Origin of the sequence: Nonomuraea sp. NPDC049269 (assembly GCF_043197155.1) — a bacterium.
In the GTDB taxonomy this organism is placed as follows: Bacteria; Actinomycetota; Actinomycetes; order Streptosporangiales; family Streptosporangiaceae; genus Nonomuraea.
The window spans coordinates 1,130,699-1,151,668 of record NZ_JBICSO010000002.1; the positions used below are offsets into that span (position 1 = coordinate 1,130,699).

Genomic DNA, 20,970 nt, shown 5'->3' on the forward strand with positions numbered 1-20,970 from the left:
AGAGGCTCGCGTCCTCCTGGGCGCATGAAAGGGCTCGCGTCCGACTTCGGGCGCGGGTCCTTTCGTTTGTCGCGGTGGCGGCTGTGGCGGTTTTTGGGGCTTTTCCGCCGGTTGCGGAGCGTCTCTGTCTCTTTTTCTGTTACGGCACGGCCAGGCAGGCCGCCACCCGCCGCACGGGGCCGGGGGCCTCCAGGAATACGGCCGCTGACCCCGCACGGGGCCGGGCGCCGTGACGAGACGGTGAGACCATGGCCGGTCAAGTGTGCAACCGAATCCGCGACGGCGGTGTTCTACCTGGTGTGAGTGACATCGACTGCCTCGACCCGGTGCGGAAGGCGCTGCTCGACGACCTCGATGAGGGGTTCGCCGAGCTGTTCAGCGGCTATCGCGGCGTGGTGTTCTCGACCGCGTTGCGGCTGAGTGGCCGGTGGGCCGACGCCGAGGACCTCACCGCTGAGACGTTCCTGCGTGCCTACCGGGCCATGGCCGGATACGAACGGGACCGGATCGCCGCCCTGCAACCGCGGGCGTGGCTCCTGACCATTCTGCTGAACATCTGGCGGAACTGCGCCCGCGCCAAGTCCCGCAAGCCGCCACCCGATCTGCGTGAGGAGCCGGTCGACACCGTTGATCCACAGGAGAGCGTCGAGGACGCGGCGGCACGGCGTGAGACCGGTGACGAGCTCGCCGAACTGCTCGGCATGCTGCCCGACGAACAGCGGGCGGCCGTCGTGCTCAGGCATGTCGTCGATCTGCCGGTCAGTGAGATCGCCACGGTGCTCAGGGTTCCGCAGGGCACCGTCAAGTCGCACGTGTCGCGGGGACTGAAGCGACTGCGCACACTAGGCACACCAGGAGGTGCCCAATGACCCAGGATCCGCTGCTCGCCGGACTCGCGGCCCTCGCCACGGACGCGCCCGACGGGCTGCTCGACCGGATCGCCGCGCGCTGGGTGACGGCGCCGTCTCCGATCGGGGAGGTGTCCGTCGCGTTCACCGACCAGGGCATCGCCTACGTTCATCTGGGCGACGGCTTCGCCGCCGCTTTCAGGGCCCGCGCCGGACGTCCGTTGCTGCCCGCCGACCGCCCGCCCGCCGGGCTGGTGCCCGCACTGCGCACCGGACGGTCCTCGGGGATCGCGCTCGACCTGCGGGAGCTGAGCGACTTCCAGCGCGACGTCCTGCTCGCCGCCCGGACGATCCCTCGGGGCGAAGTGCGTCCCTACGCCTGGGTCGCGGCCCAGGTGGGCAGGCCCAAGGCGGTGCGCGCGGTGGGCGCGGCGCTGGGCGCGAACCCGGTCCCGCTGCTCGTCCCGTGTCACCGGGTGACCAGGTCGGACGGGGTGGCGGGCGACTACGTGTTCGGTGGGACGGCCAAGGAGCGGCTGCTGCTGGCCGAGGGCGTGGACCTGGACGCGCTGCGCGGGCTGGCGCGGGAGAGGGTGTTCTACCTGGCCAGCGACACCACCGGTGTGGTGTGCTTCCCGACCTGCCACAACGCCAGGCGCATCACCTCGGCACACCGGCACGGCTTCCGCAGCCTCGCTCAGGCTCAGGAGGCCGGTTACCGGCCCTGCCGTACGTGCAAGCCCGCCCTGGCCGCCTGAGTGCCCCTCAGGGAGGGGCCGGAGTCGGGTAGCGCATCAGCAGCGAGGCCCTGACCTCTTCCGGGCCGACCGCGCGGTAACTGTGCGGGACGTCCGAGAGCCACGAGATGTGGTGGCCCGGTCTCGCGGTCAGCGGCGCGTCCACCGGGCCCGCGATCAGCGTGCCGCTGTAGACCGTGAGGTGCTCGCTCACGCCTTCGAGGTGCGGGGCCGAGGTCTGGGTGATGCCGGGCGGAATGCGCAGCCGGTACAGCTCGTAGGTCACCCACTCGTCCTCGAACAGCTCAAGCAGCGCCGCCTCGACCGCCGTGCCCCGCATGATCTGCGGCGACGGCGGCGTGTCGAGTATGGCGCCGATCGGCACGCCGAGCTGGGCGGTGATGGCCCAGAGCGTCTCCATCGTCGGGTTGCGCGTGCCGGTCTCCACGCCGGACAGAGTCGCCGTGCCGATGCCGGCGCGCTTGGCCAGCTCGGACAGCGAGACGCCGGCCGCCTGCCGGAGCACCCGCACTCGCTCCCCGACCACGCGTGGATCTGTGTCCAGTGCGGGCCGCGATTCCATGCCGCCATGGTCCCTCAGAATCCCGCTGGATTGTGCTGTGCGCTCCGGGTTTGTTGTCACCATTTCGCGCTGATCATTATGGTCCGGTGCGGGAGGGCTTCAGACGATCATCATGCCTGATAGGCGCATGTGTCGACATGTCTGTAGGATCCCGTGGGTGTCTGCGTTGTCAGGAGTGATGGCCCCGTCCCGGCCCATGCCCGTACCAGGGCAGGGACCGATGCCGTCGCCGTTCTCGCTGCCCTTGCACGCGCTACGCATCGCCGGGAAGTGCGCACTACCGCTGATCGCCTGGTTCTCGGCCGGTCAGGCGGTGCGCTTCGCGCTGCTCTATCTCGGCACCGAGATCTCTCATGGAGACGCCCGGCAGTTCCGCCTGGTCGCGACCATCGCGGTGCTGACGCTCATCGTCATGGCGTCGATGACGGTCACCGCGGGCATGCTGTGGTCGCTGCGCGGCGCGCTCTGGGAGATCAACGCCCGGCGGGCGTCCGGCGAGGAGGACGAGCGCTACTGGGTCTCGATGAACCGTGTCGCCCCGGCCTTCGCGGTCATCTATCTGACCTGGGGGTTTCATGTCGAGGATGCCCGGAACTTCGTACAGACCGACTTCCTGCACAACGTCGACGACTTCATCGACGACAGTGTTCTCGGCAGGGGCAGCACGGTCGGGCGGGGGCTCGTCGACCTCGACTGGCGAATCTCGGCCGGTCTGATGGTCGTCGCGTTCCTGCTGCGCGCGCTGTTCAGCAGGATGGTGGAGCGGGGGGACGGGAAGATCTCCGGGCTGGCCACGGCGGTGTCGGAGTTCGCCTTCGTGTTCTTCGGATTGAACGCCACCTTCGTGCTGGCCAACGCGCGCTCCGACTGGGTCTCGCACCGCGCCGCCGTGTCCACCTCCGACCAGCTCGTGTCGCAGGCCGAGCAGAGCATCCCGGGGTGGGAGGCGTTCTGGGGAGCGGTCGGTGACATCTGGCCGTACATCGTGGACGGTGTCTTCATCCCGCTCACCTGGCTGACGGTGGCGGTGCTGGTCTTCGGCACGTACGCCGACGACGCCCGTACCATGCTCCGCGACACCCGCTTCGAGAAGGGGATCGACAAGCTCTACTCGACCCACTCGCTCACCCAGAAGTCGGTCGAGAGGATCACCGGCGGCTTCCAGGAGCGCTGGGTGCCCCTGGCCAACTCCTTCAGGCAGACGCTGACGGGCGGTATAGCGCTGTTCGGGATGATGTGCCTGTGTTACGTGTCGCTGCACGTCGGCTCGGAGTACGCGATGCGCGGCGTGCGGACGCTGATCGGGTCGAGGACGGAGTGGTTCTGGATGGCCATCGGCGCTCCGGTCGACTTTGTCAAGGACCTGCTCGTCACGGTCCTGACCATGGCCCTGCTGGCCGCCGCGTTCGACATCGCGGCCACGCGCGGCCGCCGGATGGCGCCGGCGCCCGCCGTACCCGACGGCCGGACGGGCGCCTGAAGCGCCTGGCGGGGCGTCAACGCTTGAAGCGCAGCACGTCCTCTTCGGGTTCCGTTTTCGTGGTCATCAGTTTGCTCGTGGGGATGTCCGCGCGGTAGTTGCTCGGCGTGAGCAGCAGCTCGACCTCGCCCGCCTGCGCGGTCGGCACCCGGGCATAGGCCGTCATCTGGTACGGCTTGCCGATCTCCATCTTTTCGGGCGGCGTCGTGTCGTCGGCGACGAGAGCCACCCAGGTGCGGCCCCGGCGATCCGTCACGAAGAGTTCCTTGGGCTTGGCCGTTTTGACCGCGCCGTCCGCGTCGACGGCCGACCGGACGATGTCGATCTTGGCGTAGCTGGTCCCCGGCTGGGGCTTGTCGCCGGGCAACTGCTGCACGGTCTTCAGCGTGGACTTCCAGGTGACGTGCTTGACCGTGACGGACTGCCCCGCCGCCACCACCTGCTCCTGCTTCGGCGAAGCCTGCCCCGACCGGACCAGGTAGACCTGATAGCGGTCGTAGCTCAGCGCCCCGAGCGCCACGGCCAGCGCGGCCGTGGCCGCGAACGCCGTCAGCACGGGCCGGCGCCGGCGTGGCGGTGGAGCCACGGCGGCCGGGACCTCGGTGGTGGGCGGTTCCACGGGTGGTTCTACGGACAGGGTTACCGGAAGGGGCGGTTCCACGGGCGGGGCCACGGGAGGCGGCGGTTGCACAGGCGGGGCTACGGGAGGGGGCGGTTCCACGGCAGGGGGCTGCTTGGCGGGCCGGGGTAGCGGCCCGGCGCTGGGGATGGCCGGGAGCGGCTGGGTGGAGCTCTCCACCGTGGGCTCCACCCGCTTGGGCGGCCACACCTGCTGGTCGGGAGGGATCACCCGCGGCACGGCGCGCGACGGCGCGACCGGACGCCGCCGCCGCGGCCTCGCCTGCGGCTGGGCCGGGGGCTGAGCTGGGGGCTGACGCTGGGGGTCCGGATTCTGGCTGGGCGGAGGGGAGAACCAGCCGCGGTCGTCTGTGCTCATCAGCTCTTCTTCAGGGTGTAGACATCGCTGGGCGCTGACTTGAGCCGGGCCGCCGCCGGGCCGTCGATGCCCAGGTCGACCTCGACCTCCGGCTCGAAAGGCTCGACCAGGGCCGTTCCGGGCAGCTTGAACACGACCCGCGCGCCTTCGAGCGCCGAAGGGGGGATCTCGAAGACGAAGTAGCCGTTGACCCAGAAGCCCGGCTGCACCCAAGGGTTGGCCAGCGTCTCGGAGGACTCGATCTTGTCCGTGGCGTCGTAGGCGACGCCGTCCGGGGTCAGCAGCGCGGGCGTGCCCAGGTGCATGGGCTTGGTGTCCGAGGTCGCGGACGCCTGGACGACCAGGAACAGCTGCTCGGTCTCCACCTTCCCGGACACGCCCTGCACGGCGCGCGCCGACGCGACCGAGTTGACGCGTACCGCGAACCTGCCCGCGTTCACGTCCTGGCCCTTGGCGCCGACGGTGGTGATGGGCGCGTCGATCTCGTTCGGGGTCGGGTTGAGCGTCTGGAGGCCGACGGCGCCGCCCAGCAGCACCAGGCCGGCGAGGGCGCCGAGCACGCGCGAGCCGCCCGGCCGGCGGGAACGGGAACCGCGACCGCGCGGGCGGCGGGAAGCCGTGGCCGTCATGCCGCCTCCGCGTCGTGCACCGGGAGCGTCACCTGGGCCTGGACGACGGGGAGCAGGACGTCGTCGTCCGTTTCCGACTCCATGGTCCAGTGGAAGCTCGGGTCGTTGAAGCCCCCCTCGTAGACGAAGCCCCCCACGTCCAGCGTCACCTTCTTCGGGGGTGTGGCCCCCTTGTCCAGGTCGTACCGGAGGATGACCGTGGTCGGGACGCCCGGCTGGAGCTGGCCGCTCTTCGCGTTCTTCGACAGGCTGTAGACCGACGGCACGCCCTTCACCTGCACCTGCGGGGTCACTTTGATCAGCGACCCGGCGAAGCTCGTCAGCGAGGCCGCGCGCTCCGGCTTGTCCGGGGGAAGGCCGACCATGGCCGTGGCCTTGCCTTGGTTCGTCACCTTGAAGACCAGCTCCACGAAGCGCTTGTCGATGTCCCAGTCGGCGGTGGCCTTCTGCGTGGTCACCTTGGCCGTCACGAACTGGGTGCTGAACTGTCCCTGGTCGAGCACCGCTCCCTCACCGTATTGGGGAGGCGCGGGATCGGGAACTTCGGCGAAACCGCCGAGCAGGGCGGTGATGCCGAGGGCGGTGACCGCCACCAGGGCCACTGCGGGCACCACTACCGGGCGTTTGGGTTTCTTGCTGCCGCCGGAGGGTTCCGTCATGGGTAAGGATGGTAATAGGTCACGCTTGTCCCATCTGCCGCTAGCCTCCCATCTGGCTGGTCTAATTGCCGAGAACCCTGCCGCAGCAGGGGGTGTAGCTCATACGCTGTCACGGAGCGGAGGCTCAGCCCCCACTAACGACATATCGCGGCCGGAGGGTCACGTGGCGGACGTGCATCCCGAGCATGCGCAGCTCCAGGCGGACCGCATCTACCTGGGCTGGCAGTACATCCTGCTGCACCCTGATCCGGGACCGCCGCCGAAACGCCCCTCGCCCGCCGAGGAGGAGGCCACCTCCGCGGCGGCCGACCAGGAGTTGCTGCGCCGCGAGCGCTTCCAGGAAGACCTGCTCAACCGGCCGGTGCGGGTGTTCAGGGTGTTCATGGTCATCCTCACGGTGCTGATACTCGGGCTGGCCGTCGCCGGCCTCCTGCAGTGGTCGTTCGCCCTGCTCGGCCTGGTCGCGGCCGGCGGCGTGGCGATCATCTGCAGCTACGCGCTCGCCCAGGGCGACCGGGCGGTCCGCTACCGGGTGAGCGAGCAGCAGGCCCGCGACGACCGGCAGCGCCAGGAACGTGACAAAGAGCTGTTCCGCGCGCAGGAGGAGCACGCCCAGCGCTACCGCGAGTGGCAGGAGGTCAAGGAACGCCACGACCGCCAGCTCACCTGGTACGCCGTGGCGGTTCCCGACGAGATCGACCGCATCGACGTGGCGGGCGGCACGCTGCCCGGCTGGTCGGCGTTGATCACGCTGCTCGGCGCCACCCGCCTCTACAGCGGCGGCCACCTCACCGTGCTCGACCTGTCCGAGGGCGCGGTCGCCAAGGACCTGATCGAGCTGGCCCGCCGGGGCGGCGACGACCCGCTGGTCTGGGTGCTGCCGACGGACCTGCCCCGGCTGGACCTGGGTGCGACGCTGAAGCCCGAGGCGTTCGCCGACGTCCTCGCCCACGTGGTCAGCGTGAGCGAGGAGCACCGCACCACGCGCGACCTCAGCTTCGACAACGCGATCCTCGAACGGGTGCTGGAGGTGCTCGGCGAGAACGCCACGATCAACCAGGTCACCGCCGCGCTGCGGGCACTCGCCCAGGTCGGCGACCCGCGCGACGACCTGAGGTTCGGGTTGATCACGGCGACGCAGCTCGAACGGATCGGCACGCTGTTCGGGCGCGGCGTTAGCGACCGCGTGGTGATCGAGCGCGCCTGGGCCCTGGAGTCGCAGCTGCGCAAGCTGGAGACACTCGGCACGCAGGCCGTACGGCTGCCGCCGGCCAGGCTCAGGGTGGTGAGCATGGACCGGCAGGCCGGCGTGTTCGGCAACCGGGTGCTCGGCACCTACGTGGCCACCGCGCTCACCCACATCCTGCGCCAATCGCCCGCTTCCGACCGGCCCTGGTATCACACGATCATCGTGGCGGGCGCCGACAAGCTCCGCGGCGACGTGCTCGACCGGCTCATGGACGCCTGTGAGACGTCCAGGACCGGCCTCGTCCTGACATACCGGAGCCTGACCCCGACCGTGCGCGAACGGCTCGGCAGGGGCCACGCGGCGGTGGCGTTCATGCGCTTGGGCAACGCCGAGGACGCCAGGGTGGCCAGCGAGCACGTCGGCACCGAGCACCGGCTGGAGCTGGCCCAGCTCACCGAGACGATCAGCGACTCGATCCCCGGCCTCGACGGCGGTTACACCTCGACGATCTCCCAGGTCGAGGATGCCTCGGGGGCACGCGACGACAACCGTACGGACCTCGCGGAGGACCTCGCCGAGTCGACGGAGTGGGGCAGGACGGCCGACAAGATCGCCGAGAAGGAGCGGGTGCTGCAGCGTTCTCGTGAGTTCCTCGTCGAGCCGCATCAGCTCCAGCAGTTGCCCACCACGTCCGTGATCGTCACTGACGCGACCGCGCAGGGCCGCCGGGTCCGCCTGGCCGACGCTAACCCGGCAATCCTCACATTCCCCAAGACCACGCTCGGCGAGCTGGAGGACGTCCGCGAGGCCGTACTCGCGATCGACGGCAAGGGCGGAGACGGCGACGGCGAGCCGCCACCGAACCTCGGGCCGCCGCCGCCACGCCTGGACTGGCGCAAGGACAGGTAATGACATGGTCAATGTCAAGGTGACGTGCGGACGGTCGGCGGGACTTTACTAACAACCGTCTGTGGGGGAATGAAATGCAGCCGAGTGTCTCGCTGAGCGGGCCCTGGTACCGAATCCAGTCGATCGCGGCACCCTCGCGAAGCTCGTCGGCGGAGTGGGACTTCGTCACCGTGCTGCCCGCCGTGTTGTCCGCGGCGCAACGTGACCGGCCGTTCGTCATCGGCTGGCTCTCCCGCGGTTCCGGCGCGCCGCTGGAGCTCATCACCAACGCCGGGCCGCTGTCACCGCCGCGCCAGCCGCGTCGCGCCACCGACGCGCCGGGGGTGCCGGCCGGTCCGCAGCCGCTGCTCTTCCCCGGCGGGGCGCGCGGGGTGCAGCTCGACGAGGAGTACCTGGCCGACCTCGCCGACCTGGTGTGGACGCCGTGCCCCGGACGGCAGGCGCCGCCGCTCGGCGGCCGGCGCGAGTACGGCGAACCCGATGAGCTGAAGCGGCCGACGCTGTTCGAGGCGACGCTGGTCACGCTCATGTCGAGGCCGTTCGCGTGGCTGGTGGTGGCCGAGCCGACCGACCTGCTCGACGCCGAGGTCGCGCACCTGCGTACGCAGCTCAACGTGCTCAGGCAGTACGGTGACGCCTCCGAGCGCAGCAGGTTCGACGCCGAGCGGGCCGAACGCCGCATGCAGGAGCTCGACGCCTTCCGCGAGGCCGGGCTCTGGAACGTCCGCGTGCTGGCCGGTGGCGCCACGGCTGAGGAACTGCGGCAGATCGCGCCGGTTCTGGTCGGCTCCGTCGAGATGAGCCACCATCCGTACCGGCTGCGCAGCGCCCAGGGCGCCGTCTACGGCCTGTCGGAGGCGCTCGGCCTGACCATGCAGGACCCGGCCGACGGCGCGGCCGCCCCCTTCGCCGCCACCGCCGGGGCGCTCGCGGCGCTGGCCGGGTTGCCCAGGCGCGAGGTGCCGGGCGTACGGGTGCTCGACTCGGGGTTCTTCGACGTGACCTCCGAGGCCGAGGAGGGCGAGCTGGACCTGGGCGAGATCCTCGACGGGCAGGACCGGTGCGTCGGCTCGTTCCGGGTGCCGCTGAGCACGCTCAACAGGCACGCCTTCGTCACCGGGGCCACCGGCTCGGGCAAGTCACAGACGGTCCGGCACCTGCTGGAGCAGCTCAGCAGGGCCGGCATCCCGTGGCTGGCGATCGAGCCGGCCAAGTCCGAGTACGCCGCCATGGCCGGCCGCCTTGAGCTGCTGGGCAACCGCGAGCCGTCGAGCACGGTCACGGTGATCAACCCGTCGGCGCCCGCGGGCGTGCCGTTCAGCATCAACCCGCTGGAACCCGAGCCCGGCTACCCCGTCCAGGCCCACATCGACATGGTGCGGGCGCTATTCATGGCGGCCTTCGACGCCGAGGAGCCGTTCCCGCAGATCATGTCGCTGGCCCTGCAGCGCGTCTACGAGGCCACCGGCTGGGACGTGGTCACCGGCGGCGCCGTGCCGGGCTCCAAGGTGCCACCCAGCGTGCCGACCCTCGAACTGCTCCAGCAGCACGCCATGGACGTGATCAGGGAGATCGGCTACGGCCGCGAGGTCCAGGCCGACGTCGAGGGCTTCATCTCGCTGCGGCTGCGCTCGCTCCGGGTCGGCTCGGCCGGCCGCTTCTTCGAGGGCGGCCACCCGGCCGACATCGGCGGTCTGCTGGAGCGCAACGTGGTGCTGGCGATCGAGGACGTGGCCAACGACGAGGACAAGGCGTTCCTGATGGGCACGCTGATCATCCGCATCGTCGAGCATCTGCGGATGCGGGCCAGGCAGGAGAAGTCCACCGGCCTGCGCCACGTCATCGTCATCGAGGAGGCCCACCGGCTGCTGCGCGACCGCGGCACCGGCCGCGCCTCCACCCACGCCGTCGAACTCCTGGCCGGCATGCTCGCCGAGATCAGGGCCTATGGCGAGGGCATCGTGGTGGCCGAGCAGATCCCCACCAAGCTCGTCACCGACGTGGTGAAGAACACCGCGCTGAAGGTCGTCCACCGCCTCCCCGCCGAGGACGACCGGCAGCTCGTCGGCGCGGCCATGAACCTCAGCGAGGAACAGTCCCGCCACGTCGTCTCCCTGCAGCCGGGATCGGCCGCGGTGTTCGCCGACGGGATGGACCGCCCGCTACGCGTCCGGGTGCCGCTCGGCGAGTCCCGCGAGCGGCTCCTGGCCGGCCCGCCCCCGCCGATCCGGGGCCGAAGATCGGCGGCCTGCGGCAGCCAGTGCCGTACCGGCCAGGCATGCACGCTGGTCGAGCTGCGTGAGGCCGACGTCCTCGCCGACGCCCCCGACTGGGCCTGGTTGCGCATCTGGTGCGACACGGTCGTCCTGGCCTTCGTGAGCAACCGCCCGCTGCCCGGCGTACCGCGCGTACTGGCCGCCGCCTGGTCCGACCTGCCGGCCAGGCGCAGGGAGTGCCTGCTGGCCACCCTGATCGAACGGTCGGTGCAGCGCCGGGCCTGGTCGCTGCGGAGCTGGTTCGACCCGGCCCTGCTCACCGAGAAGGCCGCGGAGACGGCCACGCGACTGCTGGCCGCCGTGGAGAGCGGCGGCGAGCGCCCCGGCGCCTCCTGGGTCATCCCGCAGGTGCGCTGGCTGCACGAGGTCGACAGACTCTTCCCGTACGGCCAGCCGGCCCCGAACCTCCGCAGCCCCGCACCCCCGATGGAGTACGCCCTGTTCCGCAACGCCCCCAACGGCACCTCCGCCGAACTCCAGCACTCGGAGCTGCTCGGCCACCGAGCCAAGGCACTCCGGCACCACCCACTGTCCATGGAGGTCGACCACAACAGGGCACTGGCCTGGCGGGTCATCCTGGGCGACGACGAGAACGAGGGCGTCCAGCGCGACATCACCACGGTCGCGATCGGCGTCGACCCTTCGGCCCGACTCCGGCACGTGGGCCAGACCATGGGGGCCGGATGGCTCGAAGGGGTACTGTCTTGGCCACGCCGCTTCGTCCTCCCCTTCGACCGAGACGGCGCCCCGGAACTCTCCTTCGCCGAACCGGGCTGAACCCGTTTACCGGCTGGGCCATCTGACGCCCCGCCACAAAGGGCTCGCCATTGGCGCTTCGCGCTTTGGAAGCTCGACGTTCTTCCTTCGGCGCTCACGCGCACTGCAAGGGCTCACCCGATCAGGCGCTCCGCGCCCAAGGGCTCCCCGGGGCCTTCGGCCCCTCCCCTGCGAGGGCAAGCCCTCGCGCTCCCCGCTCCGCCACAGCCAGACCACAGCGAAAGCGCCAGTGCGACCGGCCCGTACAGGCCCACTGCACGACGGGCGTAACGGGCTGTCACCCGGGGAGTTGTCGCGAGTAGGCGACTCCCTAGATCAGCAACCTCTGGCCCGAGGCCCTCTCCAGGCGCGGTGAGAGCGCAAGCCCCCTGTTGGGCCCGGATGTCCGTGGCGATCTCTATCATGCTGGCCCAGAGACTGTCCGTGGCGATAGGGGACCCACCGTGGAGCGTCAGTTCGTGAGAATTGTCGATGGCCCGTTCGCCGGCCTTGACGCGGAGCTCGTCTCTGTGGACGGTGACAGGTTGACCGCGCGTGTGACTGTGTTCGGCCGGCAAACAGCGGTGGAACTCCATCGGGACCAGATAGAGCATCCCGAGGACATACCCGCGCTGTGGTCCAGCGAGGCGGAGGCCGACGAGGAGGTCCTTGCGGGGCTGCGGGAGCGGATAGCGGCGCAATACGACGACCTCGGGTATGGGGAGAAGTTCGAGTTCTTTCTCGAGCGTGTCGATCTTCCCGAGGAGGATCTGGCCCAGGAGTGGGACGCTTACACCGCGTTGTGTGCCGAGGTTGACGCCCGTGCGCAGAGGCACAAGGTGGTGGCGTTGCGCGCGTTCGATCAGGAGATCGCTCCGCTGCCGGCCCGTGAGGCGAGAAGGCGGGTGGCGGCCGACTCCGGCCGCTGGCTGCCGGCTGCGGCCGCCCGGGAAGAGCGCCGGTCGCGGTACCCGGCCATCGACCGCTCCAATGCCGAAGAACGGTTGCTGGCCACGACATTCGGGCATCCCGATCCGCCGCCGACGCTGTGGGAACGGGCCCACCGTCGGCGGGCCGCATCGCGTTCCGCCGCCGACCTGCGAAATTACGCGGTGTGGAAGGCGGCGAACCGACCACAGGAACAGAACGAGCAGGCGAGGTCGGCCGCTGTGGCCCAGGCGGAGCACGAGCGCGCCGCGATCGAGGAACGTGTTGCCCGCGACTGGGGATTCCGGCTGCCTGACTCGATCTTCCGGTTTCGGGCCTTCCTGCTGTCCCTGGGCCCGACCGAAAAGCAGGCCCTCGACGAACTGGAACTGTCCCCGTTCGGGATCATGGACCTGTTCGATGATCCCGCTCGCAGTTCCCGGGCCGGCATCGATGTGCGCGTACACGGCCGCTACTACCGCGACCCGCCCGAGTTCCTCACGTTCATGCACGGCGGCACCGACGGGCTGCATTTCGGGCTCTGGTACGACGACGGGCGCACCTGCACCGGCGTCGCCTCCTACTACAACAACGATGGTGGCGGCGTGGGCCTCCCATCGCGCACCCCTCTTGAGGCCGTCCGGCACACGCTCGAATGGGGATGGCGACACCTCGGAGACTGGGACGATGAGCCGGCCGATCCCATGAGCCTCGCGTTGGTCGCACGACGGCACCGGCTACGGCTCCTGCGCGAGGTCCTGATGACCTTCGAGACCGGCGACCGCGAGGAACAGGGCGAGGATTACCATGACGCCTACAAGGACTCGCCAGAATTGCTCGAGTACGGAGATCCGGATCGGATCGAGACTCTGGACGGCGGCGGCGCGCTCGTCGATGGTGACACCGCAAGTGAGCGCGGCCGGCAGAGGCCATGGAACGACTACGACTTCTGCACGGCCCTGCAGAAGGAGCTGACCGAGGACCCAGCCGCCCGCGAAGCCCGCGTCACCGAGGCACGGCGCCGCTGCGCCGCCGGACACCCCGCCGATGCTCTCGCCCTCGGCCGTGACCTGCACTGGATCAGCGCTGGAAACCCCGGGCTCGAACGCCATGCCAACGACCTACTCACCATGGCCTACCGTGCCCTGGGCCGCGACAACCTCGCCGCGATCGCCCAAGCCCACCACCGCCACCGCAGTCTCCCTCAGGTGCACGTCCTCGAAGAGACCTGATCGCAGTCACCGTCAACGCACCGCGGACCCGGGCAGCAGGTTGAAAGCGGGGTTCAGGCGTGGCGCACGGCGGCGCGCAGGGATTCGGCGATGTGGTGGGCGTCGGCTGTGGTGGTTCGCCAGTTGCTGAAGGCGGCGCGCAGCGCGGGCACGCCGTTCAGGACGGTGGGGGTGAGGAACGCTTCCCCGGCGAGGTTTTCGCAGAGCGCGGCCAGCCGCTCAGCGGTGGGGTTGTCGCTCAAGGTGAAGCACACGACATTGAGCCGGACGGGCGCGAACAGTCGCAGACCGGGTATGCCGTTAATGGCCTCGCCCAGTACCCCGGCGCAGGCGATGCACCGTTCGGTGATCTCACGGTGGCCGTCCTGTCCGTAGGCGCGCAGGGTGAACCAGGCGGCCAGTGCCCGCAGGCGCCGGGAGTTCTCCGGGGTGAGGTGGCCGCTGTCGGGCGTGTCGCCGAGCGGGCCGAGGTAGGCGGCGGCGTTCTGGAACACGGCCGTCTGCAGGTCGGGGCGGCGGGTGAATTGCAGGGCGCTGTCGTACGGCACGTTCAGCCATTTGTGCAGGTCGACGCAGATCGAGTCGGCCAGGTCAAGGCCGTCGCACAGGTGCGCGTGGGCGGGAGAGAGGGCGGCGAAGGCGCCGAACGCGGCGTCCACGTGCAGCCAGAAGTCGTGCCGCTCGCGCAGCGCCGCGATGGCGCGTAGATCGTCGAAGTCGGCGGTGTTGACGGTGCCGGCGTTGGCCACCACGATGCACGGACCATCGACCTCACGCAGTGCGAGCTCCAGGGCCGCCGGATCGACGCACTCCCGTCCCGGGCTGGTGGGCACGGTGACCAGGGCGCGGCGCCCGAGCCCGAGCATGGACAGGCCCTTGGGCACGCTGGAGTGGGCGGTGCCCGACAGCACCGTCACCGGGCCGAGGGCGCCGACCCCGTTCTCGGCCGGTGAGACGCCGGTTCGTTCGCCGATCCATTCGCGGGCTACGGCGAGCCCGACGGTGTTGGACATGGTCGCACCGCTGACGAACGTCCCGTGATGGTCGTCGGAGAGGCCGAACAGGGTGCGGAGCCAGGCGATCGTCTGGCGTTCCAGGTGCTGCCCCGCTGCGTCGAGGGAGGTGAAGGAGTTCTGGTCCCAGGTCGCGGTCAGCCAGTCACCGGCCAGCGCGGCCGGTGTGACTCCTCCGGTGACGAATCCCCAGTAGCGGGGGCCGGCGCTGGCTGACAGCGTCGGCTCCCAGCGCGCGGTGAACTCCTCCAGCGCCGCTCGCAGCCCTTCGCCCGGTACGGGTAGCGCAGCCGGCTCGGGGATCGGGGCCGCGGGGACGACTGGGCGTTCGGCCAGGTGTTCCAGCAGGCCGGCGCTGTGCTCTTGGACCGTCCGCAACAGCTCGGGCAGCTCGTCGCGGTCGGCGGCGAGGGTGGGATGCATGATGTTTCTCTTTCATCGGAAACTCGTCGGCAACGGATACGACGGTAGGCGGCCCATCTACCTGTCGCCTGGTCCAATCGTGGAAAACTGGACCAGTGCGGATGGGAGAGCAGCAGCTAGCCAGGACTCTGGGGTCTTGGCGCGGCAGCGGGGAACCGCTCGGCACGGCGCTGGCCCGGGCCGTACGGGAGGCGTTGCTGGACGGCCGCATCCGCGTCGGCAGCGAGCTGCCCGCCGAACGCCGACTGGCCGCGGCGCTGGGGGTCAGCCGCGGTACGGTGACGGCCGCCCTGGCGCGGCTGCGCGAGACAGGATGGGTCCACACGCGGCACGGAAGCGGCAGCCTTGTCCGGCTGCCCGCGGCGGTGGCCGAGCGGGTGGCCCCGCTCTCGGCGACCGGGGACGCCGGGTCGATGATCGACCTTCGCCGGGCCGTCCCGGCCGCACCGCAGAAGCAGTACCTGGAGGCAACGCTGCGAGCGGCCGAGCGGGCCGGGCCTGTTCTGGCCGAACACGGGGAGCCGGGGCCGGGGCTGCCAGAGCTGCGCGCGGTGATCGCCGCGCGCTACAGCCGCGAGGGGACGGCCACCCGGCCGGAACAGATCCTGGTCACCAACGGGACACGGGCCGCGCTGACCCTGCTGGCGGCCCATTTCCAGCCTCGCCTCACTGCGGTGGAGATACCGACGTACGTCGACGCGCTCCATCTGCTGCGCGCCACAGGTACGAGGCTGGTCGGCGTCCGGGTCACCGGCGACGGATGGGACCTAGAGCAGCTGGAGTCCGCCTTCGCCGCCGCGCGCGGCCACCTCGCCTACCTGGTGCCCGACTTCCACAACCCGACCGGGACGCTGATGTCCCCGCGCGTCCGCCACACCGTCGCCGAACTGGCCGCCCGCTACCGGATGACCGTGGTCGCCGATGAGACACTGCGCGACCTGGACCTGCGCGAGGAGCCGACCGGCATACCGCGGATCGCCGGCGCGCTGCTCATCGGGTCGGCCAGCAAATCGGTGTGGGGTGGGCTGCGCGTCGGCTGGATCCGGGCCCGCGCCTCACTCGTACGCGATTTGCAGGAACACCCCCTGGCCGGGCCCCTGTCGGCGCCTCCCATGCAACAGCTCGTCGCCGCCGAACTCTTGAGCGACCCGCATCCGGTGCTCAGGCGGCGCCAAGACGAGTTGCGGGCGCAGCGCGACCACCTCTGCGCCCTGCTCGACGGCGACGATCGCTGGCGCTTCACCTGCCCGCCCGGCGGACTGGCCCTGTGGCTGCGGCTGAGCGCCACACCCGCGGAGACCGTCGTGCGCCACGCGAACGAGCACGGGATCGCGCTCGTCGCGGGCCCGCACTTCGCGGCCGACGCCACTCTGACTCACTACCTGCGCGTCCCGTTCACCCCGCCGCGCCCCGTCCTGGATCGCGTCGCCGCGGTCCTCGGCGACGCCTGCGCGCAGGGTCGTGACACGCTCTGACGTGCCGCGGGACGGCTCAGCTGTTCCACGGCCTTCTGATCCCCCAGGGAAGCGTGACCTTGGCCGCCGCCGGCTTCCCGGTGACCAGTTCGAAGGCCGGCTGGCTGAGATTCAATTGATTCGGCGCACAGCTCGAGCAGCGCCCGCCGATCCGGAATTTATAGACCTTGCCCTGGTAGTCGAGCCTGACGAATTTCCGGCACAGGGGATCATTGCTGGACTTGTCGGCAGTCCAGTATGCGGCCGGCGCACTGGCGATCGCCCAGGCAGTCGGGTCCATCTTGGTGCCGCAGGCGCGGTAGTTGGCCAAGGTGTCGTCATGGGTGATGACGCCCTTTTTGACATTTGGCGGTGGGGTGTCGCCATAGGCGGCAGGAACAGCCAGTGCCGACAGTGCGCAGGCGGTCAGCGTTGCCGCTGCGAGGACGTTACGGCCGAGGGTTTTCATCGAGGACCTTTCTTTGAATGCGGCTCGCGTCGCCGTAGTCGTGCATATCGCCGAGCGACGGTGGTAATCACCACGCATTCGTCAGATTATGCCGGTAGCACGCAAGGTGGCCAGGACGCCACGGCGGTTTTGAACCGAGTTTCGGCTGGTCCAAGCTTGCCTGAACGGTTAATTGCCCCTCATTATTCACCGTTCTGCCGGTAATTAGCACGATGGCAATATGTCGAGATAATTCACCGACAAACTGCGGCGATCGGTGCGGACAGGGATGCGTCAGGCTTCCTGCTCGATCTCGGCCAGTCGTGTCCGCACCTGGTCCCCAGCGGACGCTCTCCTGCTCCCGCGCCGTGACCGACACTTTCCGCCGGACATGGCAGGAGCACCATCCCGAAGGGACGGTCATCTACCGCGACCTCACGGCGAACCCCATCCCGCACCTCACCGCCGACGCGCATACAGCAGGCCAGTCCGACCCGGCTTCCCATAGCCTTGCCCAGGCCGCGGCCTTCGCCCAGCGGCTGACGTTGATAGAGGAACTGGAGAACGCCGACGCCGTGCTCATCGGCGCCCCGATGTACAACTACTCCATCCCGTCCACGCTCAAGGCGTGGCTGGACAGTATCGTCCTGGTCGGCCGCACCGCCGCGACCGAAGACTCAGCCGTCAGGGATTCCTCTGTTCGAAGCCTCACGTCAGCACGCACTCGACGACGCCGCGTCCAAGGCCAAGGCCGTCGCAGCCCGATTCGCCGCGTAAGAAGCGGGCGGTAAGAACGGCGATCGTCAGGCACCCTCGCAACCGACCGCCGTTTTCACCGGACGATGACCGGGCCATCATGGCGAGTCGAGCTGAAGCTGGAACACGATCCGGTCGACTTCCGGGCCGTCATAGTTGGGCACGGGCCCCACAACCGTGAAGCCCATCGCGGTATGGAAGGCGATGGAGCCGTGGTTCTGCGGTGAGGTGATCGCCCGGATGCTCGTACGATCCCCGGCCCTGGCAAGCTCGAAGAACCGCTGGTAGAGAAGGCGACCCAGCCCGCTGCCGCGAAGGCGCGGGTCGACGCCGACGAAGTGGATGTAGGCCGCGTCGGCCACCGAAGGGGACAGGAACCCGACGAGAAACCCCACCAGTTCCCCGTCCTCCTCGGCCACCATGCTGGTGCGATGGAAGTGGTCGAGGAACAGCCGCGGCAAAATTGACCGAATCGGCCGCCCCCACCAGCCATCCACCACGGCAACGATGCGATCGTAATCACCGGGCTCGGCCGCCCGCAGCCGCGGGCTCTCACTCATCATCATCCACATGCTCCCTGCGTTCGCTGGTAAGCGGACCTGCTTGCGCCATGCCCGACATGTTCTACCGCCTGGCATGCCGCTGCTGATGCTCGACCTCGACAACACCTTGGTCGACCGGGACGCCGCCTTTCGGGACGCGACGACCGCGTTCCTGGCCGAGGCCACCTGCGACGCGCTCGGCAGCGCAACCGCCAACGGCTGGATCTGCACGATCGCCACCAACGGCCGAACCATGCATCAGGAGGCGAAGATCCGGAACACCGGCCTCGACAGGCTGGTCCACGGCTGGACGATCTCCGAGGCGATCGGTCACCGGAAGCCCGAATCGGAGATCTTCATGGCGGCGGCACACCGTCTGACTGCGTCGACTCTCGCGACCTGAACCCTCGTCGACCACACTGGGTCCATGGAGTACGTCGGCCGGGTGCCCGCCCCGCCGCTCGACCTGTTCATCGACGACATCTACTGCCTCACCGGGGTGCCGCGCCACCGCCGGATGAACGTACCGCCGATGCCGTCGGCACACTTGTTCGTCAACCTGGGCGAACCCGCCCGCCTGTGGGATTCCGACCCTTCGGTGCCGCCGGTAGTGCTCACCGATGGGTGGTTCATGGGTGTATGGACCAGGCGTTTCCTCATTGAGTACCCCGCACGAGTGCGGCTCGTCGGTGTGCACTTCAAGCCTTGGGGGATGTCGCCGTTCGTCGACATGCCGGCGACGGAGCTGCGGGACCGATGGGTACCGGTCGACGCCGTCTGGCAACGGTCTTTGGACCGGATCCGCAACAAGGTCGGTGACACCGCATCAGCCGCCGAGACACTGCGGATATTGGAGAAGGAGCTGCGATCGCGACTCGCCGAGGCACCGTCGCGCGGTCTCGACCTGGTCCAGTACGCAGGCAGGCGTCTGGAGACTTCCCACGGCGCGGTCCCGGTCGGTGCGCTGACCGATGCCGCCGGGGTGAGCGGTAATCACCTGGCCACGCAGTTCAAGTCTCATGTCGGGATCACCCCGAAGCGGGTGGCGCGGATCTACCGCTTCGCGCGGCTGATCGTGTCGGTGGACCCCCGGCGTCCGGTCGACTGGTCGGAGCTCGCTCAAACGGCGGGCTACTTCGACCAGGCCCACTTCAGCAGAGAGTTCAAGGACTTCACCGGCCACACCCCGACCGAATACCTGGCCCTGCGGCGCCGATTCCCGGCCGAGCAGGGGTTCCCACCGGACAGCGGTCCGATGCCCGCTGATTGATTTTTTACAAGCCCATTCGCCTCCCGGGGCGACAGGATCGGGGGCGAATGCGCAAGGAGGCTTGAGGAGAACCTGTGGGCGCAGTAATCATGCACAACGTGGTGTCGGTGGACGGCTTTATCGCCGACAAGAACGACGATGTCGGGCCACTCCACGATTGGTACTTCAACGGGGACACCCCGATCATCGAAGGCGACGACCAGCAGTACGATCATTCCGGAGCCGGCAGCCGCTTCAAGGTCTCACGCGCATCGGCGGAATACGTTCGGCCGATGTGGGAGTCGATCGGCACGATTGTGATGGGCCGCAACCTGTTCGACCTGGTGAACGGCTGGGAGGGTCAGCCGCCCGCGGGCGACCACGTGGTCGTGGTGTCCCACCGGCCCAAGCCCAAGGGCTGGCACCCCGAGGCGTCGTACCATTTCGTCGATGGCGTGACTGCCGCGATCGACAAGGCCCAGGAGCTCGCCGGGGAGCGGACCGTCGCTGTGAACGCCGGCGAGGTGGGCGGCCAGATCCTCGCGGCCGGCCTCGTGGACGAGGTGGCGATGGATGTGGTGCCGGTGGTGTTCGGGTCGGGCAAACGCTACTTCGGCAGCACCGACGGGCAGCTTCTGTTGGAGCATCCCCATGTGGTCATCCAGGGCGACGGGGTGCTGCACCTGAGGTTCAAGGTACGCCGCTAGACCCCGACAGCTCCCCAGCCGATGTCGGTGAGCCTTGACACCACGGTGGTGGCGAAGTTCAGAGGGCCGACGACTCCTCCGGTGATCCTGAACGTAATACACCATGATGGATCGGTGATCACTATTCTGACTCCGTCGCCCGGCAACGGCGATATTTTCAAGGCTCCCGTCCCCGACGAAACATATCCCCTCCCTGTCTCTTCGTGGGATATCGGCGTGTTCTTTGAGCGGGCGTGGTCGCCTTTTCTGGTCGGTGTGATCACAGGGGCGCTCATTGCCGCAGTGGCCGCCGTGATCATCGTCAGGGTGCAACGCAATCGAAACCGACCCCGCGAGGACTAAAGCCGCGCTCCACAGCCGGAAGCGGACGGCTGACCCTCCCTAATCCATGGCGCGTAGGAACGCTACTACCGTGAGGTGAATTTTCGAGTCATTGAGGCAGATGTCCGGACAGCGTCGATGATCCACTGCCAGGCCATCCTCATCCGCCTATAGGGCCATACTTTGGTCTCTCGCATGGTCTGGCTGTGGCGAAGCGTGGGAGCGCGAGGGCTTGCCCTCGCTGGGGAGGGGCCGAAGGCCCCGGGGAGCACGCCGAGGCCCGTGGGCGCGGAGCGCCTGATCGGGTGAGCCCTTGGGGTGCGCGTGAGCGCCGAAGGAGGAACGTCGAGCTTCCATGGGCGCGAAGCGCCGATGGCGAGCCCTTTGTGAACGATCAGCGGTCTCGGCGGCGTTCGATGCGTTTGCGGCGCGCGACCTCACGCTTGTGCCGGGCCGCCTCCTCCCGGCGAGCCCTCCGATCCCCAGCGGCCTCCTGCTTGCGGCTCTCCAGCTCCAACCGCATGGCCTCCTGCGCCGCCGTACTCCTCGAAGACACCCGCGCCGCAGCCCGTGCGGCCAGCTTGGCGGCCCGCTTGGGGTTGACCCGCCCGTCTCCCCGGGTCTCGCCGGCCCGCACGGGGGGCGCGGAAGACGCCTTGTCCAGCAGCGACAGGCCGTACCGCATCAGATAGTCGTACAGCTCCGGATCGGTCGGCTCGGCGCCGAGTGTGAAGCGGGTGGCTCGTAGTTCGCCGTCCTCGACGAGCTCCAGCACGCCGACCCAGAACGGCCCGTCGAGATAGACGGACAGCGTCACCATGGTTGCCCTCCAGCG

The 20,970-nt window shown here is 69.3% G+C and carries 21 protein-coding genes; 12 read left to right on the plus strand and 9 right to left on the minus strand.

The window, feature by feature from the left end; translation table 11 throughout:
- Window positions 1-299: 299 nt before the first annotated feature.
- Both ACGFNP_RS15275 and ACGFNP_RS15280 read left to right on the plus strand, forming a co-directional pair.
- Entirely contained in the window at window positions 300-869 is a 570-nt protein-coding gene (locus tag ACGFNP_RS15275) for an RNA polymerase sigma factor (protein WP_393318812.1), read from the plus strand.
- A complete protein-coding gene (locus ACGFNP_RS15280; protein ID WP_358334596.1) occupies window positions 866-1,606 on the plus strand; it encodes a methylated-DNA--[protein]-cysteine S-methyltransferase in 741 nt (246 codons plus the stop codon). Before ACGFNP_RS15275 ends, ACGFNP_RS15280 begins: the two co-directional genes overlap by 4 nt.
- Before the next feature lie 7 nt (window positions 1,607-1,613).
- Here the strand turns inward: ACGFNP_RS15280 and ACGFNP_RS15285 are convergent, their stop codons facing one another.
- Window positions 1,614-2,168 (minus strand): XRE family transcriptional regulator, encoded by a 555-nt coding sequence (locus ACGFNP_RS15285; RefSeq protein ID WP_358334599.1) that lies wholly within the window; start codon window positions 2,166-2,168, stop codon window positions 1,614-1,616.
- 157 nt (window positions 2,169-2,325) lie between these two features.
- Here ACGFNP_RS15285 and ACGFNP_RS15290 point away from each other — a divergent pair, with 157 nt between their 5' ends.
- Window positions 2,326-3,648, plus strand: a complete 1,323-nt coding sequence (locus ACGFNP_RS15290) for a hypothetical protein (RefSeq protein ID WP_393318817.1) — start codon at window positions 2,326-2,328, stop codon at window positions 3,646-3,648.
- 16 nt (window positions 3,649-3,664) lie between these two features.
- Here the strand turns inward: ACGFNP_RS15290 and ACGFNP_RS15295 are convergent, their stop codons facing one another.
- Window positions 3,665-4,267 carry a hypothetical protein gene (locus ACGFNP_RS15295; RefSeq protein ID WP_393318820.1) on the minus strand — a complete coding sequence of 201 codons (603 nt, stop codon included), beginning with the start codon at window positions 4,265-4,267 and terminating at the stop codon, window positions 3,665-3,667.
- Between the two features lie 115 nt (window positions 4,268-4,382).
- Here ACGFNP_RS15295 and ACGFNP_RS15300 point away from each other — a divergent pair, with 115 nt between their 5' ends.
- Window positions 4,383-4,571 (plus strand): hypothetical protein, encoded by a 189-nt coding sequence (locus ACGFNP_RS15300; protein WP_393318823.1) that lies wholly within the window; start codon window positions 4,383-4,385, stop codon window positions 4,569-4,571.
- Window positions 4,572-4,644: 73 nt separating this feature from the next.
- Here ACGFNP_RS15300 and ACGFNP_RS15305 read toward each other — a convergent pair whose 3' ends face one another.
- A complete protein-coding gene (locus ACGFNP_RS15305) occupies window positions 4,645-5,274 on the minus strand; it encodes a hypothetical protein (RefSeq protein ID WP_393318826.1) in 630 nt (209 codons plus the stop codon).
- On the minus strand, window positions 5,271-5,933 hold the full coding sequence (locus tag ACGFNP_RS15310; RefSeq protein WP_358334611.1) for a hypothetical protein: 663 nt from the start codon (window positions 5,931-5,933) through the stop codon (window positions 5,271-5,273). Before ACGFNP_RS15310 ends, ACGFNP_RS15305 begins: the two co-directional genes overlap by 4 nt.
- A 163-nt stretch (window positions 5,934-6,096) precedes the next feature.
- Here ACGFNP_RS15310 and ACGFNP_RS15315 point away from each other — a divergent pair, with 163 nt between their 5' ends.
- From ACGFNP_RS15315 to ACGFNP_RS15325, 3 genes are all read left to right on the plus strand, one after another.
- Window positions 6,097-8,031 carry a hypothetical protein gene (locus ACGFNP_RS15315; protein WP_358334614.1) on the plus strand — a complete coding sequence of 645 codons (1,935 nt, stop codon included), beginning with the start codon at window positions 6,097-6,099 and terminating at the stop codon, window positions 8,029-8,031.
- A gap of 74 nt (window positions 8,032-8,105) precedes the next feature.
- The gene (locus ACGFNP_RS15320; protein ID WP_358334617.1) at window positions 8,106-11,084 is read left to right on the plus strand and encodes an ATP-binding protein; all 2,979 of its coding nucleotides are present in this window, start codon (window positions 8,106-8,108) and stop codon (window positions 11,082-11,084) included.
- Between the two features lie 371 nt (window positions 11,085-11,455).
- A complete protein-coding gene (locus ACGFNP_RS15325; RefSeq protein ID WP_393318830.1) occupies window positions 11,456-13,222 on the plus strand; it encodes a KOW motif-containing protein in 1,767 nt (588 codons plus the stop codon).
- 53 nt (window positions 13,223-13,275) lie between these two features.
- Here the strand turns inward: ACGFNP_RS15325 and ACGFNP_RS15330 are convergent, their stop codons facing one another.
- On the minus strand, window positions 13,276-14,658 hold the full coding sequence (locus ACGFNP_RS15330) for a pyridoxal phosphate-dependent decarboxylase family protein (protein WP_393318833.1): 1,383 nt from the start codon (window positions 14,656-14,658) through the stop codon (window positions 13,276-13,278).
- Between the two features lie 101 nt (window positions 14,659-14,759).
- Here ACGFNP_RS15330 and ACGFNP_RS15335 point away from each other — a divergent pair, with 101 nt between their 5' ends.
- Window positions 14,760-16,133, plus strand: a complete 1,374-nt coding sequence (locus tag ACGFNP_RS15335; protein WP_393318836.1) for a PLP-dependent aminotransferase family protein — start codon at window positions 14,760-14,762, stop codon at window positions 16,131-16,133.
- Window positions 16,134-16,149: 16 nt separating this feature from the next.
- Here ACGFNP_RS15335 and ACGFNP_RS15340 read toward each other — a convergent pair whose 3' ends face one another.
- Complete coding sequence (locus ACGFNP_RS15340) at window positions 16,150-16,581, minus strand: hypothetical protein (RefSeq protein WP_358334628.1); 432 nt, start codon at window positions 16,579-16,581, stop codon at window positions 16,150-16,152.
- 212 nt (window positions 16,582-16,793) lie between these two features.
- Between ACGFNP_RS15340 and ACGFNP_RS15345 the strand changes: the two genes are divergently transcribed.
- On the plus strand, window positions 16,794-17,351 hold the full coding sequence (locus tag ACGFNP_RS15345; protein ID WP_393318839.1) for an FMN-dependent NADH-azoreductase: 558 nt from the start codon (window positions 16,794-16,796) through the stop codon (window positions 17,349-17,351).
- A gap of 63 nt (window positions 17,352-17,414) precedes the next feature.
- On the opposite strand, the gene ACGFNP_RS15350 is transcribed toward ACGFNP_RS15345, so the two are convergent.
- Window positions 17,415-17,876 (minus strand): GNAT family N-acetyltransferase, encoded by a 462-nt coding sequence (locus ACGFNP_RS15350; protein ID WP_358335002.1) that lies wholly within the window; start codon window positions 17,874-17,876, stop codon window positions 17,415-17,417.
- Window positions 17,877-17,964: 88 nt separating this feature from the next.
- On the opposite strand from ACGFNP_RS15350, the gene ACGFNP_RS15355 reads away from it, so the two are divergent.
- The 3 genes from ACGFNP_RS15355 to ACGFNP_RS15365 all read left to right on the plus strand — a co-directional run bounded on the left by ACGFNP_RS15355 (window position 17,965) and on the right by ACGFNP_RS15365 (window position 19,814).
- Window positions 17,965-18,261, plus strand: coding sequence for an HAD family hydrolase (locus tag ACGFNP_RS15355; protein ID WP_393318842.1), 297 nt, complete (start codon window positions 17,965-17,967; stop codon window positions 18,259-18,261).
- Between the two features lie 24 nt (window positions 18,262-18,285).
- A complete protein-coding gene (locus tag ACGFNP_RS15360; RefSeq protein WP_393318845.1) occupies window positions 18,286-19,128 on the plus strand; it encodes a helix-turn-helix domain-containing protein in 843 nt (280 codons plus the stop codon).
- A gap of 89 nt (window positions 19,129-19,217) precedes the next feature.
- Complete coding sequence (locus ACGFNP_RS15365; RefSeq protein ID WP_393319689.1) at window positions 19,218-19,814, plus strand: dihydrofolate reductase family protein; 597 nt, start codon at window positions 19,218-19,220, stop codon at window positions 19,812-19,814.
- Here ACGFNP_RS15365 and ACGFNP_RS15370 read toward each other — a convergent pair.
- Window positions 19,811-20,077, minus strand: coding sequence for a hypothetical protein (locus tag ACGFNP_RS15370; protein WP_393318848.1), 267 nt, complete (start codon window positions 20,075-20,077; stop codon window positions 19,811-19,813). The two genes, ACGFNP_RS15365 and ACGFNP_RS15370, sit on opposite strands and share 4 nt — an antisense overlap.
- A 452-nt stretch (window positions 20,078-20,529) precedes the next feature.
- Entirely contained in the window at window positions 20,530-20,955 is a 426-nt protein-coding gene (locus ACGFNP_RS15375; protein WP_393318851.1) for a YjdF family protein, read from the minus strand.
- Between the last annotated feature and the right edge of the window lie 15 nt (window positions 20,956-20,970).

Coding starts and splice junctions, on each gene's coding strand:
- ACGFNP_RS15280 (WP_358334596.1), top strand. CDS start 866: ATGACCCAGGATCCGCTGCTCGCCGGACTCGCGGCCCTCGCCACGGAC.
- ACGFNP_RS15285 (WP_358334599.1), bottom strand. CDS start 2,168: ATGGAATCGCGGCCCGCACTGGACACAGATCCACGCGTGGTCGGGGAG.
- ACGFNP_RS15305 (WP_393318826.1), bottom strand. CDS start 5,274: ATGACGGCCACGGCTTCCCGCCGCCCGCGCGGTCGCGGTTCCCGTTCC.
- ACGFNP_RS15310 (WP_358334611.1), bottom strand. CDS start 5,933: ATGACGGAACCCTCCGGCGGCAGCAAGAAACCCAAACGCCCGGTAGTG.
- ACGFNP_RS15320 (WP_358334617.1), top strand. CDS start 8,106: ATGCAGCCGAGTGTCTCGCTGAGCGGGCCCTGGTACCGAATCCAGTCG.
- ACGFNP_RS15330 (WP_393318833.1), bottom strand. CDS start 14,658: ATGCATCCCACCCTCGCCGCCGACCGCGACGAGCTGCCCGAGCTGTTG.
- ACGFNP_RS15335 (WP_393318836.1), top strand. CDS start 14,760: ATGGGAGAGCAGCAGCTAGCCAGGACTCTGGGGTCTTGGCGCGGCAGC.
- ACGFNP_RS15340 (WP_358334628.1), bottom strand. CDS start 16,581: ATGAAAACCCTCGGCCGTAACGTCCTCGCAGCGGCAACGCTGACCGCC.
- ACGFNP_RS15345 (WP_393318839.1), top strand. CDS start 16,794: ATGGCAATATGTCGAGATAATTCACCGACAAACTGCGGCGATCGGTGC.
- ACGFNP_RS15350 (WP_358335002.1), bottom strand. CDS start 17,876: ATGAGTGAGAGCCCGCGGCTGCGGGCGGCCGAGCCCGGTGATTACGAT.
- ACGFNP_RS15355 (WP_393318842.1), top strand. CDS start 17,965: ATGCTCGACCTCGACAACACCTTGGTCGACCGGGACGCCGCCTTTCGG.
- ACGFNP_RS15360 (WP_393318845.1), top strand. CDS start 18,286: ATGGAGTACGTCGGCCGGGTGCCCGCCCCGCCGCTCGACCTGTTCATC.
- ACGFNP_RS15365 (WP_393319689.1), top strand. CDS start 19,218: ATGCACAACGTGGTGTCGGTGGACGGCTTTATCGCCGACAAGAACGAC.
- ACGFNP_RS15375 (WP_393318851.1), bottom strand. CDS start 20,955: ATGGTGACGCTGTCCGTCTATCTCGACGGGCCGTTCTGGGTCGGCGTG.